The sequence below is a fragment of the Aquimarina litoralis genome, assembly GCF_019295435.1.
Taxonomy (GTDB): Bacteria; Bacteroidota; Bacteroidia; order Flavobacteriales; family Flavobacteriaceae; genus Aquimarina; species Aquimarina litoralis_A.
In genome coordinates this window covers 149,995-165,644 of sequence record NZ_WEKL01000003.1, presented here as the reverse complement: position 1 = coordinate 165,644, position 15,650 = coordinate 149,995, and the positions used below count along the sequence as shown (strand labels likewise).

Genomic DNA, 15,650 nt, shown 5'->3' with positions numbered 1-15,650 from the left:
TTCATGAGTATGTCTTTATATAATCAAACTCATATATACGATATTTTTAGGAAGGGAAACCTGCTAAAAAAAACAATAATAACTTTAATTCTTTTAATATTTCCAATTACTTTTTATGCCCAAAGTGATACTACCAATAGTGGTATTGAGATAGACGGTGGCGTGGCTACGTTATATTTTGAAAACCAACCTGAATGGACAAATGGCTTTAATTTTCTTTGTTTAAATAACGCTTGTATTTCTGGTGAGCTTAATACTTCAACAAATCGTTGGGAAAGACAGGTTAGTGCTTCCGTTGGTGAGACCTACCAGATCCAGATTAAAATCAGTTCTTCAATTGGAGGACAGTATATTTCTGATATTTTTACGGTAACCGCACAACAAGCTGGAGATAATAATCCTGATCCTACTTGTGATGATGGGATCTTAAATAACGGTGAGACAGAAATAGACTGTGGCGGTCCTAATTGTGCTCCATGTGATACCCCGCCAGTAGAAACTTGTGATGATGGTATCTTGAATAACGGAGAGACCGAGGTTGATTGCGGAGGGCCTAATTGCCTTCCTTGTACTACCGACGGTGGAGATAGTGAAACTACTATACAAGCAGAATCTGGGAGTTTGCTAGGAAGCGCGCAATATTATAATGATGGAAGTGCAGCAAATGGTCAAGGAGTTGCCTATATAAGTTCTGTAAATGCTGGTTTCAGATTAGAAGGAGTTCCTAGTGCTAGTTCTGTAGTTATCAAATATGCTTCCCAACAATCTGGAACGTTATCAGTCTTTGTGAATGGAAATGATGCTGGTAACATTAGCTTTTCTTCTAACGGGAGTTGGGTTGGAAATTATACCACATCAACTATTGAAGTAAATGTTCCTCAAGGAGCTACTTTTGAGATCATCTATCAGAATGGTGATGCTGCTATGAATGTAGATGAACTTACATTTATCGGAGAAGGACAAGATCCAGATCCTACCTGCGACGATGGAATATTAAACAATGGTGAAACAGATATCGATTGTGGAGGTCCTAATTGCGAGCCTTGCGACGACAATCCTCCACCTGTTTCAGGTCCTGTTATAGCATTGGCAAATAATTCGGAGAAGGGAACTTTTCTAATTGGAGGAGAAGATTCGAGTCAACCGGGATTTAGCATATATACTTTCGATAATGATAATCCCACATTACCTTTTAGTGATTGTTACGATGGTTGCGCCACGACATGGCCACCAGTTACTGTAGAAACCCCAGAAGATCTGATTATTACGAATCAAGTAAATAATACTTTTATTGATGGTTTTGGACTGTCAGCTAGATGTGACGGAACACTACAAGTAACTTATGATAACCAACCTCTTTACTTCTATGCAAATGATAATAATCCAGGAGATACTAATGGAGATAATGTAAATGAAGTATGGCATTTGGTAACTAATCAAGATGATCCTGAACCATGTTCTGGTACAGATATTCCAACGGCAAATGTTACTAAGACAGATGAAACTGCTCCAAATGTTAATGATGGTAGCATCACATTTAATTTTGAAGATGATGCTAATAATGGAGGTTCAAGAACCAACATAGAATTTAGTATAGATGGCGGTAATACCTATCCGTATAATGTTCCAGATGACAGCGGATCTATAACTGTAAATGATCTCGCGCCTGGAACCTATCAAACCTATGCAAGATGGGGAAATAATGAATGTCCTACATTCCTGCAAAATATAACGATTAGTGCTGGAAATGATTCAGATCCCTGTGATGATACGAACCCAGATCCGGGAACTGAAGGGGATAACTTTATAATGGGATTAAACTCCGATGGTGTGGCTTATCATCAAGACGTATCACATAACCCTAGCTTCTTTGTTATAAATTTAAATGGACAAGGAGGAAACGTGGTCCTTAATAATGAGAAAGGAAGGAGAGAAGCACAATTTAATGGTTTAACACCAGGACAGACCTATACGCTAGAAGTGAGAATTCAAGGTGATAACTATGCTACGGGACAGTGTATACATAGTATTCAAGTTCAATTGGGTCAAGGAGTGGATAGTACACCTTGTACTACTGGAACAGGTGGTGGAGATAATCCTCCAGTTGCGTTACCTGATCCTGTTTTGGCGGTTGGTAGTAACACACAATTAGGAGCATTCTTAATTGGTGCTTCTGGATCGGAAAAACCTGGTTTTTCAATGTATACCACATCTGGAGGATGTACAGGAGATTGTTTGGATAATTGGCCACCAGTATTAGTAGATGACCCAGATCTAGTAAATAATCCAGGAGGAATAACAAATACGGTTGGAGCTGTTCCGTTTGGAGAAATCGATTGTACACCAAAATTCCATGCAACTTTAGATGGGGAAAAGCTGTATTTTTATAGTGGAGATAATGCTCCAGGAGATACGGATGGACATAATCTTGGATCTTGGAGAATAGCTAATGTGGATAGATTACCAAAAGCACCTGATGCTAWACATTTAATGAGTGCCCTCAAAACACCTATAAATGGTCGTACACCAGGTGATTTTGGTTGGGTTCATGACATTGCCGGAAGAAATGTATCCGTAAGAGCCGGTTCGTTACTTCAATTACAATTTCATGCCTCTCAATACGTTGGAGGTGTAGGATCTGTACTCACAGGCTTTGGAGATCCAGACTGGACGTTTGTTTGTTCTTGTAATCAAGTAGAATTTTATGAAGCAGAAATGACCATTACTGATTATGGGCAAATGACCGTGGAAATACCTGGGAATTGTTATGATAAGTTTTATTATTTCTTCAGGTATAAAAAAGCAGGTCTGCCAACTGATGACCTTGGAACACAAATGGTGTATTCTACTTTGTTTGAATATGATRAGCGTAATCCAAATGACAGAATAAACCCAGCAAATCAAGGTCAAATTACAAGTAATTCAGCCAATTGGATGCGTTTTAGACATCCAAGAGCACATGATGGTAATACTGAGCTTATATTTAATTCTCAAAACAATGCCGGAAGAGTAAGAGCACTGGATCGATATACTACTTCGGTATCTACTGGAGGAAGTGGAACTACTATTAATGCAGATTTGCCTAATATCTTAAGATTTGAAGCTCTTGATAATGGACTTATCAGAAATGCTAACCCTGCATATGTCTATAATACAAATACTTGTTGCGGAACCAATTTTGACTATGGAAATGTAATTACCTATGAAATTACCATTGGTTCTGGGGCTCAGATTAGTTCTCAGATTTATAATACATTTCAGCATATAGTAGTTGGAAAAGGATTTGATAGTTCTCTTGGAGATCCAAGATTAACTATGGCAGGTAAAGCATCTACTACAATGGAGTTTTCTACTTCTGGATCACATGTAGATCTAGAAATGGATGCTATTTTCACGCAACATTTAACAACACTGACTTCTGCTCAAGATGTTGATGACTTTTTGGAAGGACATCATTTATTTCATGGATTACAGGATCAATTTGAAGTTGTGCAGGCAAGACCAAACTTTGGATCTGCTAAAATTGGGGATAAAGCTTGTCAAGATTGTCACTTTAGAGATGGTCGAGGTTCTCAAGTTGAACTAACGGGTGATGGAGAAATGAGAGTGCCACCACCTGTATATGGAACTGGATTGTTACAATACATAGAAGGAGCAGAGGCAGGTCTTACTTGGAACGGAGATGTAACTACGGTTAGAGATCAAGTGAGCAATGCTTTAGCCAATGATCATGGCGTTAATGCTTCGTCAATCGGAAATGATTTCGATTTATTAGTAGCTTATACTGAATTTTTAACGGTTCCTAACAGAAATGCAGCTGCTTATTTAGATCCTGATGTAGTAGATGGGGATCGGATTTTTAGAGAAGTATCCTGTACTACTTGTCATCAACCTACACAAAAAACAAGTAACTCTGCACCGGCAAAATTCCGTAATCTAGTGATTAGACCATACACCGATATGAAAATGCATACTGTTACAGACGAGCCTTACCGAACTCCACCTTTATGGGGTCTAGGAAGAAATATGGATCTTCTAGAAAGAAACGGAAAAGCTTTGATTCTTATGCATGACGGTAGAGCGACAACGTTAGAAGCTGCGATTCAGGCACATGGAGGAGAGGCAAGCGATTCTCGTTCTCAGTACAATGCATTGAGTGGAAGTGATAAAGCAAAACTCATTAAATTCATAAGAACGCTTTAAGTGTTCTAAATCAATAAAGAGATTATCGGAAAATAATATGTTTCGGATAATCTCTTTTTTTTCAAATCTTTAGTTATTATGAGAAGTGATGTATCGGACCTAAATGTCATTAGGAGTACTCCCCATTTGCCTAAAAATAAAATAAAAATAGAAGAAGGTTTTGAATTAATGGTTTACGAAAATAAGAATACAATACCAGAGTCTTTTTCCTTTCAAAATAACACTAAAAACAGCATACATCTTCACTTCTGTGATGCAGGAAGTTGTAAAGTGAGTGCAAACAATAGATCAAATGTGGAATTATTAAAAGGTACTTTTTTGATATGTAATATGGGGCTTTTAGATGTAGCTATTCATAAAAATACAAGAATTATTATATTATCTATAAATCATCATAAACTTCATAGAATATTTGCCGAGGGAAAAGCACTAACAAGGGGTTTTGCAAATCAACCTATTGAAAAAGATGTTTTTTTTTCTGGAAAAACTTCACCCGTAAATTGCGTGATTCTTTCTCAAATTGTCCAGAGTTTAACTCAAAATAAAAACGGCATTTATATTAGAGCTAAAGCGTATGAATTATTATGTGTTTTTATTCATCAATTTATGAGTAAAGAAAACAACGTTTGTACATATTTCAAATGTAGAGAGAATCTTGAAAAATTAAAAAATGCAAAGGAGATATTAGAAAATAACATCAGTGAACCTCCTAGTTTAGTTGAGTTATCTAAAATTGTATTGCTGCCATTTTCAAAGCTTCAAAAAGGTTTTAAAGAAGTATATGGATACACTTTGTATGATTACTTACGTCATTACAAGATGATGCAAGCAATGCAATTGTTAAAAAGAAATAATCTTACAATTCAGGAAGTAGCATTGGAAATAGGGTATAGTACTTCAAGTCATTTCATTACAGCATTCAGAAAGAAATTTGGAATCACACCGAAGAAATATATCATGAATCTAAAGTAAATTAGTACTAATTAAGATTTCTATAGAGTGTAGGTGTAAGCCCTGTTTTAGCTTTAAATAGTTTATTAAAACTTTGAGGATACTCAAATCCAAAATTATATGCTATTTGACTTATAGGCTTGTTAGAGCTTAATATTTTTGTTTTAGCGTTTTCTATTAAAAAATTTTGGATGTATTCTTTGGCACTTGTCCCGGTTTCATTTCGTATTAAATCTCCTAGATAATTAGCAGACATATTCATTTGTTTTGCGCAATAACTTACGGTTAATACCCCAAGTTCTCTAGCTTTTTCAGAACTAAAGTAATCGTTCATTATATTTTCGAAAACAGTCACGAAATCTCTGTTAATATTAGTTCTGGTATAGAACTGTCTATCATAATAACGTTTACAATATTTAAGTAACAAATCGATATTTGCTATAATTAATTCTTGACTATGTTTATCTATATTTTGATTGTATTCTTTTTCAATTTTAGAAACTAATTCAGTAAGTGATTTATTTTCAATATCTGATAAATGAAGTGCTTCATTAGTTTCATAACTAAAATAAGAGTATGAGTTTATAATTCTTCCTAACTCAGATTTTCTAATTAAATCTGGATGAAAAAGCAAAGTCCATCCTGAAGCTCCTTTATATTCTTGATTATTTTCTATTCTAATTACTTGATTAGGCTTCATAAAAATCATAGTACCTTCTTGGAAATCATACGAATTTCTTCCGTAGGTAAGAGAACCCGAAATTCCTTTCTTCAAACTTATTTGATAAAACCCAAAAGTATAAGAGTAGTCCCCATAATCATAATTGGTCATTTCATCTGTAATAGGTAACACAGACACCAGTGGATGTTTCGGTTTAGGTAGTTGAAAAAAGTCGTGTACTTGGCTTATAGACTCAATTTTTATAATCTCTTGCATAACTACTAATATAATGATTCTACTCTTTGTTTAATAGCTTTATTAAGCCTTGTATACGCTTCTTCGACTGGTTTTGGATTCCAGAAATTAACTCCTATACCTCTATAATCCTCATGAATGATTAGCTTGGTTCCTTCTAGAGATGATTCTAAAATGTATTTATGATCGAATGTTAATATCAAAGGCATGCCTCCAGCTTGGTTAAGTAACTCTTTTGGAATTATTTTTTTTACTGTAGAAGGAATTTGACTTATAGTATTGGTGTCTTGGGTAAATTGATATTTCACTTTGTTACCTTCTTTTATTTCACCTTCTAACAATTTCATTACTGGATTCCACATATCATAATCATTAGTATTTGTCAATACTGTCCAAACTTTTTCTGGATTTGCATTGATAGTAATTTCATGATGTACTGACTTTTTACCAGTGAAATATAAGATAATAAGGATAGCTAATAGTACTATTATAACTATCAAAATTTTTGAATTGAACATAAGTTTTAATGTTTAGTTATTCTACTGCCAATTTGATTAAAATAATTATTAATAAATGTGCAATACTAATTTATAGTTGTCAAATATGTTATTATTTCTTACCTGTTTTCTTAAAAAAAAACAGTTCTATTCTTTAAATTAGGAAGGTGTTCCTTTCGTATGTACAATAAATTTTCGAATGTCTATTTAATCTAAATTTTTATCATTTCTAATTTGGAAAATAAGGCAATATGAGAGGGTATTTAAATTTAGTAATAATATCAAAAACCTTATACAATCATCACTATTAATATCGTTAAATGCTCTTTGGTAAAAAGATTATTTCCAATAATTGTTCGCTAAAGCAATGGTATGAAAGCTAAGCGCTATTAGTTGTGAAAGGTTTGATGCTCTAATCACATTGGGGTAGTAATTTAATTCTGTATTTTTAAATAATTCGTTGTTGGAGTTACTAGCTTTTATACCCATCTGGGATAATTTAATAGCAAGCTCAAACCCTTCTTGAGGATTGTTTGTAATCAATGACGGAAGCCATAAATTATCTTCATTCATTGTTCTTGAAGGTATTAATTTGCTCTTTTATAGTTTCAAAAATTTATCGAACCAATTAATGATTGGCTCAGGATTTTTGCCTAACCAAGCATAGGTTGCTCCTCTTTTTTTCTTTAAATCAWGAAATAACATTTCTTTTTCTACAGTTAGGCTATCATAATATTGCTGTACCATCCCCATATTCGTCATAGGGTCGTTATTGTTTTGTATGACCAATGTTGGCACTGAAATATCTTTTACGTAGGGTAAAAAGGAATCTCCATCTAGCGAAATATTGCGTTTTTGTTTATTGTAGGTATTTCCTGATTTTATTAAAAAACTGGGTAATCCCATTGCTTTTACAAAATAATCATAGGTAAGAGGTTGAATCGAAATCATAGTTTTTAGGTTAGAAAACTGTTTCATATCTTCCATCCCGAAAGCGAAGGTACTTGCGCCTTGCCCCATGCATATGGATAGTAATCCGATATTTGCATTTTGATAATCCTTATGATTAGATATATAATTTAAAGCGGCAACTACATCTTTTCTTTCTTCTAATCCCCAAGTTACCCAACCATTTTGTTCGCTATTGCCATGATTTCGCATGTCATACATTAAAACTGAATATCCAGCTTCCACTAAATATTTTGCTTGATCCAAGAAGTGAATATCGCTAGTCCACAATACATTTTTCATCATTCCTTTTCCTTCTTGCGTAAATCCACAACGAGAACATTGAACACCAAAATGGGATTGGATAATTACTTTGTCTGTTCCTCCTTTTATCAACCATCCCGAAAGTGTAATACCATCGGATGCCACAAAGGTTACATCTTCAAAATCAAGATTATATTTTTCCGGTGTTTCAAACACTGGTGATTTACCAGGTTTTACCATCATATCTGAGATCATTTTTCCGAACATAGTTTTAAGTTTTAATGATTTAGTACAAAATTATGTTCTTTATTATCAAGAGAATAAGTTGTTTTACTTATTTCATAAACCAAATTACTTGAACCATAAGTAATACAGAAGATATATTGAAATATGATCAGTGGATAACTGTCGTTGGTTTGGTTAAGTGCCACTAATTATGAATCTTTTATTCGAATTTACTCAAACGTTTGCGTTGAATTTTAAAGTGCAAAACATTAAGTATTTATAGTAGCTTTAACGTTTTAATGGTTTTTCCGTATATTGTTTTTTGGTTTGGGCGGTAAAATCTTTTCTTCTTAGGATACGTTTTAGTATTTTAATATAATTTTAATTATTTAAGAGCGTTATTCAGAATTTTGTATCCCTGAAAATATTTTATCCTCAAAAACAAAAGACCTCAAAACAAATGTTCTGCTATAAAACATATTTTACACTTTTCTTCATATCCTTTTTTTTGCCTTGGCAAGGAACTACTCAGAATGAATGGAAAAAAATTACCCAAATTAGAAATTACTCTAGCAAGAATATAGGTAATGCTGCCCCTAAAACATATGATATTACTCAAACTAAACAAGGGACTTTATATTTTGCCAATGAATATGGTTTATTAGAATATGATGGTACTTCTTGGGATATACTATTGCAACCCAATAATAGATCACATATTAGCTCCATATTAGCAGATGATTCTAGAATATATATTGGTGGTAATAACGAAATCGGATTTGTAGAAAAAAATTCATTTGATCAGGCTTACTATAGATCATTAAATCAACTTTTAGCCAAGAATTGTACAAATTTTTCTCTCGTTTGGGGAATCTTTAAAATCAGGGATGAAGTTTATTTCTGTACAAATACACTTTTTATAAAATTCAATACCTTAAATAATAGTATTCAATGTATTCCTAATCCATATGGAGCAAAAAATGGTTATAAGATTAATAACATGCTCTATTTTATTGATAATGAAAATAACATCAGGAAATTAATAGATTATGAAATTGAACATGTTTTTTCTCAAAACGTATATGCCAGTTATGCTATTAAGCATATGCTTCCTTATGATGCAGATACTGTTTTAGTTTTTACACAAAAAAAAGGTGGTTTTTTAATTAGAAATAATACGTTATTTCCTTGGGGAGCAAATGAGAAGTATGGATTGGAAAATTTGAATATATCTAAGGCGATATTATTGAATAATGGCATCTATTGTATAGGTACTACAAATAACGGAATTCTCTTTTTGAATAGGTCTGGAGAAATTTTACAAAAACTTGATAGAGATAATAAATTATTAGGAAATAATGTAATCGATTTATTTCTAGATAAAACAAACAATCTTTGGGCAACTTTGGATGGGAGTATTAGTTATTTAGAATTAAATTCACCTTTTTATACACTTTCTGAAGATGATGGAATTTATGGAACCACCTATGATATAAAAAATCATAAAGATACCTTATATGTAGCTACTTCTAATGGTGTTTATTATAGTCCTTGGCCGCTACCGCAAATTACTGATCGTTTTAAGAAAAAATCTGAAATTCAAGGACAGATTTGGGATTTGTCAATTGTTGATGAGCAATTGTTAGTAGGAGGACATGACGGATCTTATAGTATTAAAAATGGAAAAGTTACTACCATAAGTAATATTCCGGGCGGATGGAACTTTGTTGAAATACCAAATCAAAAAAATCTTTTGTTACAGGGAACCTATTCAGGTTTAGTGGTTTATGAAAAAATCGAAGGAAATTGGATTTTAAAACATAAAATTAAAGGATTTGATGACGTAGCTAGAGAAGTAACTATTGATGATAACTATACAGTATGGATATCTCATGGATATAAAGGTATTTATAAATTAAAACTAAATACTACCTATGAAGAAGCCTTAGAAATCAATTTCTACGACCAACAAAAAGGATTTCCTAGTAATCTATTTATTAATTTACTAGATGAGGTAAGTACAGAAAAACAACTATTCGGAACTCAATCAGGTATCTATGAATATAATAAACAGCTAGATTCTATGATGATAAATGATAAGTATGAAAGTATTCTTACGGATCAGCAATTAATAAGAAGATTAAAGAAGATTTCTGATACTAAAATTCTTTTTATTCAAGGGTATGACAGAGATGATGATATTGGAATCATAGATTTTGATCCAACTGGGAACTATACCATCATACGAGAACCTTTTCAACGATTAAAAAATCAGCTGATACCAGCTTTTGAAAAAATAATAAAATTTAAAAATGGAGACTTAGGTTTTACATCAAAAAATGGTGTAATCATATACAATAAAGATGTGAAATTAAACTATGATTCTAAGTTCAAGACCTTATTGAAAAATGTCAAAATAAAGGATTCTATTGTATACGGGAATGTGAAGAATTATATTACGGATATTCAGAAAGATAGTGTTTTGAAACCTATTCCATTCCGTTTGAATAAACTAAATTTTTCATATGCAGCGCCATTTTATGAACACCCTAGTTCATTACAATATCAAACCTATTTAGAAGGTTTGGAAGAGGATTGGTCCAGTTGGAGTCCAGAAACACAAAAAGAATATAATTTTTTACCTTACGGTTCTTATATCTTCAAAGTAAGAGCTAAAAATATTTATGGAAAAATAGGAGATGAAGCACAATATAAGTTTGTCATTAAACCTCCTTGGTATAAATCCTCTCCAATGTGGGTTGTGTATATTTTGTTTGTGTTATTGGTCTTGTATTCTATACTTCGTATTAAGAATGAACAAAGGAAAAAAGGTATTCAAAAGTTGAAAATAGCTCATCAGAAAGAGATGGAGTTACAGCAAGTAAAGTTTGAAGAAAAAAGACTCAAAGAAAAGAATGATAAAATAAAGAGAGATAATAAACTTCTAAAGCAAAATCTAGAAGGTCAAAACAAAGAACTAGCATCTTCTGCTATGCAAATCGTGCAAATAGACAATCATTTATTACAACTCAAAAAGACTATTGATCAGGTGTATGCCACTTCTGAAGGAGAAAATAGAAAGCAACTAAGAAAAATAATAAAATCTCTAGACGACCAAATTAAAGGAGATAATAATTGGAAAAATTTTGAAACTCATTTTAACCAAATCCATGATAATTCATTACAGCGTCTAAGAGAAACATATCCTGATCTTAATCACAGAGAAATAAGATTATGTGCATATTTGAAATTGAATTTATCAAGTAAAGAAATTGCTCCTTTGATGGGGATCTCTTACCGAGGAATTGAATCTTTACGTTTTAGAATCAGGAAAAAAATGGAATTGGACACAACCACCAATTTGACGGACTATATCATTAAATTTTAAATACAATTAGTGCAAAATAAAAATGTAAATCTTACCTAGAATGATTTGCGTAGTAAAACTGTAGTTAATTTGTATTGTCTGAGTAGTAGTATTTATGGATTTGTAATAAAGCGTTAATAATTTTGATAATATGTCAATAAAATCACAAGATGATTGTATTGCCCTTAATTTAACACAATTATTATGCTCACATTTAACACAAACCGCATATTGCTATTACTTATATCTGTTATAGGGTATGCCTCATTATTTTCACAAAATACAATACCCGGAAAATTTGCTCCTGTAGATGGAAAAACCCTGTTAATTATTGGTCAGGATTTAGGTTCTGTTCAAGGATATGTAAATTCGGGTCAGTTTCCTACTCCAGCAGGAGTAACTATGTATACGGATCTGTATACCATGGCAGGGTTAAATGATATTACCAATTATGATGCAGGTGATATTGGATTACAKGAAGCCATGAATCGATATCCAAATTCTGGACTCTCTGTTGGATTTTGGATGAGAGAAGAAGCGGATGGTCAAGGAGAAGATCATCCAAATGGACTTACTGAATTGGTAAATGGTCTTCATAATGATGAATTAGATAAGTTCGCGGATTTTGCTATGCGAAATAGTCCACGACCAATTTATCTAAGAATCGGATATGAATTTGATGGTCCATGGAACGGATATGATCAAAACAGATATAAGGCAGGTTACCGATATATTGTAGATTATCTGAATGGAAAAGGAGTAACCAATGTTGCTTATGTATGGCAGTCTGCCACTTGGGGAGAAAATGCACCAAACATTATTGATGGATATTATCCTGGAGATGCCTATGTAGACTATGTAGGATTATCTTTTTTCTTTTATTCACAGGATTTTAATGCAGCAAATTTAGAATACGCATTAGAATTTGCCAGAAATAAGAATAAACCTATGATGGTGGCAGAAGCTTCTGCTCAATATTATGAATTTGATCAGGGAACCTATCATTTCGGTGGAGTTACTACTCTTGGAAGTCAAGGCATATGGGATCAGTTTTTTAGAGATCAATTCATTCCGTTTATTGATGATAACAGAGATGTTATTAGAGCTGTGGCTTGGATTAATGCAGATTGGCAATCACAACCTTTATGGGCAAACTCAGGAGTTCATTGGGGAGATACTAGAATTGAAACAGATCAATTGATTACGACTAACTGGATTAATTATATCAATAATGGTAACTTTTTACATGGAGGTCCTAATCTACTAAATGATTTAGGGATTACCAATAATCCTCCACCAGATCCAACTTGCACAGATGGTATCCAAAACGGAGACGAAACAGGAATCGATTGTGGAGGAAGTTGCACACCTTGTGATACTGGTGGTGAAGAAACAACCACAAAAATAGAAGCTGAAACTGGAAGTCTTTCTGGTCAGGCTCAGTACTATAATGATGGACCAGCCAGTGGCGGACAAGGAGTTGCTTTTCTAGATCAAAATGGAAATGGATTTACCATAAATAATGCACCAAAAGCACAAAAAGTTGAAGTGATCTATGCCTCACAAAATTCTGGAGGAATATCGGTGTTAGTAAATGGACAAGATGTTGGAACACTAAATTTCAGTTCGAACGGAGCTTGGGTAGGATCGTATACTACAACATCTATTGACGTGAATGTAGCTGCAGGAGCTTCATTCCAAATTATTAATCAAGGAGGAGGTGATCAAGCATTAAATGTTGATTATTTAAACTTTATCGACAATGATGGTGGAAGCGGAACCGAGCCTTGTACAGGAAACGATATTCCAAATGCCTCAGTAGCTAAAACAGATGAAAGTTCTCAAGGAGCAAATGATGGTAGTATTACTTTTACTTTTTCAGATGCCAATAATCGATCTAATATTGAGTTTAGTATCGATGGTGGTAATACGTATCCCTATAATGTTCCAGATAATAGTGGATCTACCACTGTATCAAATCTCGCTCCAGGAAGCTATTCTACTTTTGTAAGGTGGGGTAATGACGAATGTGCTAGAAGTTTACAACAAATTACTATAGCTGCTGGTAATGATAGTGGAGGATCCAATTGCGATGACTGTATTAACTTTAATCAAACAGGTACTTCATCTTTTAGTAATCAGGATAATGCRTCAAATATCAATATCCAGAATAATGGATTTACTGCAGTACTAACTGATAATACTTGGAGACAAACCAATACCTCATATAATATAACAGCAAATACGGTTATTGAATTCGAATTTCAAAGTACTTCACAAGGTGAAATTCATGGTATTGGTTTTGATAGCGATGAGAATTTGTCTGCTACCCAAATTTTCCAATTGCATGGTACACAAAATTGGGGGAACAGAGATTTTGACTATACACAATCCGGATATCAGTCTTTTAGTATTCGTGTAGGAGATTATTATACAGGTACCAATATGAACCTTGTATTAGTAAATGATAACGATAATGGTTCTGGAAATACAAGTTTCTTCAGAAATGTAAGGATTTTTGAGGATGGAGATACAGGAAATGAACCTTGTGGTAATGGAGATATACCATCAGCTACAGTGTCATCAACCAATGAAACTCAGCAAGGAGCAAATGATGGAAGTATTACTTTCAACTTTAATGATAATCCGAACAGAAGCAATATTGAGTTTAGTATCGATGGAGGAAATACATACCCATATAATGTTCCGGATAATAGTAATGCTACTACAGTGTCAAATCTTGTTCCTGGAACTTATAACACTTTTGTAAGATGGGGTAATAATGAGTGTGCTCAAAGCTTAAATTCAGTTACGATTTCAGCAGGTAGTTCGAATCCTCCAGGAGGTACGACGGGAAGCTATTTAGAGCCAAGTACTGGCGAAAAAATGATTTTTATTGGTCAAGATTTACTGTCGGTATCGGATTATATAAGTGATTGTCAAAATTGTCCAACACCAACTGGTATTGCTACCTATGTAAACTTAGCGAATGTGTTACTATCAGGAAATAATGGTGCTCTTGGATGGACTCAAGGTGATCAACCCTTGGGTGTTGATATCGATTGGGGTGGAGGTCCTTTAAATGCGCATAGCGCGGCAGTAGGATTTTCTGACTCCGCTGTTCAGATTGGTTTATACTTAGTTGGAGAAACAGATAATATTGCTGGTGGAGGTAGAGATGCCGAAATACGACAAATGGCAGATTTTTTCAAAGCATTAAATACAACTGCTTTTTATCTTAGAGTAGGATATGAGTTTGATGGGAATTGGAATGGCTATTCAGGACCTATTTATATTAATGCATATAGAAGAATTGTAGATATCTTAAGAGCAGAAGGAGTAACCAATGTAGCTTATGTATGGCAATCATCCACATCTCCAATAGATGATATATTAGATGGAGGAATAGAAAATCTGTTAAATTATTATCCTGGAGATAACTATGTGGATTGGTTTGGAATGTCTTGGTTCTTAAGACCCAATGAAACAGCTACTGTGAATAATAATACTCCTTCAACGCAATTATCACTGGCAAATGAATTGGTAAGTCTTGCAAGAGAAAGAGGAAAAGCTGTTATGATTGCTGAAGCGGCGAATCAGGGATATGACAATCAACAATTAACGAACTCTAATATAAGTAGGGTTTGGGATGGTAGTGAAGCTCAAGGAACTCTTAATAAAACAGGTTCTCAGATTTGGAATGAATGGTATGTGCCTTATTTTGATTTTATCAATAATAATGATGATGTGATCAAAGCAATTACCTATATAAATGCTGATTGGGATTCTCAAGGTCTTTGGGATGCTCCATATGAACAAGGATATTGGGGAGATACCAGAATTCAGGTGAATAATACTATCGAAAATAATTGGGTAAATCAAATAACACAATCCGGATGGATTCATGGTAGTAGTAACCTAAATACCATTCTTGGTTTGAATACACAAAGATCTTCTGATTTTATTGAGGATGATGCTGACTCCAAACCAGTTAAAGTATATCCAAACCCAAATAACGGATTGATGTATATTAAGAACGATGATATCATCAGGATACGAGTTACAGATCTGAATGGAAGAATTATTAAAACAACACCAGTTCAAAATAATGACACTTCAGAATTTACTTTGAATTTACAAGGAGTAGAAAGAGGTGTATATCTTATTACAACTTGGAATAAGAACAAATCTCAAAGTCATAAAAGAATAATAATTAATTAACTCAACGAAATCAAGCTCCTTTTGTAGTTTTAAGTAGGTGTTTAGATACGAGTCTGGA

8 protein-coding genes are annotated in these 15,650 nt (G+C 33.5%); 4 read left to right on the top strand and 4 right to left on the bottom strand.

The genetic code is table 11. The annotated features are described in order from the left end of the window. Positions 1-9 precede the first annotated feature (9 nt). Both GBO31_RS02880 and GBO31_RS02875 read left to right on the top strand, forming a co-directional pair. Positions 10-4,203 carry a di-heme oxidoredictase family protein gene (locus GBO31_RS02880; protein WP_219006808.1) on the top strand — a complete coding sequence of 1,398 codons (4,194 nt, stop codon included), beginning with the start codon at positions 10-12 and terminating at the stop codon, positions 4,201-4,203. Positions 4,204-4,281: 78 nt separating this feature from the next. Next, positions 4,282-5,175 carry a helix-turn-helix transcriptional regulator gene (locus tag GBO31_RS02875; RefSeq protein WP_219006807.1) on the top strand — a complete coding sequence of 298 codons (894 nt, stop codon included), beginning with the start codon at positions 4,282-4,284 and terminating at the stop codon, positions 5,173-5,175. A gap of 7 nt (positions 5,176-5,182) precedes the next feature. On the opposite strand, the gene GBO31_RS02870 is transcribed toward GBO31_RS02875, so the two are convergent. The 4 genes from GBO31_RS02870 to GBO31_RS02855 form a co-directional block, all read right to left on the bottom strand. Further along, positions 5,183-6,091: a helix-turn-helix domain-containing protein gene (locus GBO31_RS02870; RefSeq protein ID WP_219006806.1), complete on the bottom strand. Its 909-nt coding sequence runs from the start codon at positions 6,089-6,091 to the stop codon at positions 5,183-5,185. A gap of 5 nt (positions 6,092-6,096) precedes the next feature. Beyond that, positions 6,097-6,588 carry an SRPBCC domain-containing protein gene (locus GBO31_RS02865; protein ID WP_219006805.1) on the bottom strand — a complete coding sequence of 164 codons (492 nt, stop codon included), beginning with the start codon at positions 6,586-6,588 and terminating at the stop codon, positions 6,097-6,099. A 318-nt stretch (positions 6,589-6,906) separates the two neighbouring features. Then, complete coding sequence (locus GBO31_RS02860) at positions 6,907-7,140, bottom strand: hexameric tyrosine-coordinated heme protein (protein ID WP_219006804.1); 234 nt, start codon at positions 7,138-7,140, stop codon at positions 6,907-6,909. Positions 7,141-7,167: 27 nt separating this feature from the next. Then, complete coding sequence (locus GBO31_RS02855) at positions 7,168-8,046, bottom strand: alpha/beta hydrolase family protein (protein ID WP_219006803.1); 879 nt, start codon at positions 8,044-8,046, stop codon at positions 7,168-7,170. Between the two features lie 418 nt (positions 8,047-8,464). Between GBO31_RS02855 and GBO31_RS02850 the strand changes: the two genes are divergently transcribed. Next, complete coding sequence (locus GBO31_RS02850) at positions 8,465-11,392, top strand: triple tyrosine motif-containing protein (RefSeq protein WP_219006802.1); 2,928 nt, start codon at positions 8,465-8,467, stop codon at positions 11,390-11,392. Between the two features lie 183 nt (positions 11,393-11,575). Next, positions 11,576-15,592 carry a T9SS type A sorting domain-containing protein gene (locus tag GBO31_RS02845; RefSeq protein WP_219006801.1) on the top strand — a complete coding sequence of 1,339 codons (4,017 nt, stop codon included), beginning with the start codon at positions 11,576-11,578 and terminating at the stop codon, positions 15,590-15,592. Positions 15,593-15,650: the final 58 nt, after the last annotated feature.

What these genes read in the sequence shown, in the direction of transcription:
- GBO31_RS02865 (WP_219006805.1), bottom strand. Translation starts at nt 6,588, where the DNA reads ATGTTCAATTCAAAAATTTTGATAGTTATAATAGTACTATTAGCTATC.
- GBO31_RS02875 (WP_219006807.1), top strand. Translation starts at nt 4,282, where the DNA reads ATGAGAAGTGATGTATCGGACCTAAATGTCATTAGGAGTACTCCCCAT.
- GBO31_RS02860 (WP_219006804.1), bottom strand. Translation starts at nt 7,140, where the DNA reads ATGAATGAAGATAATTTATGGCTTCCGTCATTGATTACAAACAATCCT.
- GBO31_RS02850 (WP_219006802.1), top strand. Translation starts at nt 8,465, where the DNA reads ATGTTCTGCTATAAAACATATTTTACACTTTTCTTCATATCCTTTTTT.
- GBO31_RS02870 (WP_219006806.1), bottom strand. Translation starts at nt 6,091, where the DNA reads ATGCAAGAGATTATAAAAATTGAGTCTATAAGCCAAGTACACGACTTT.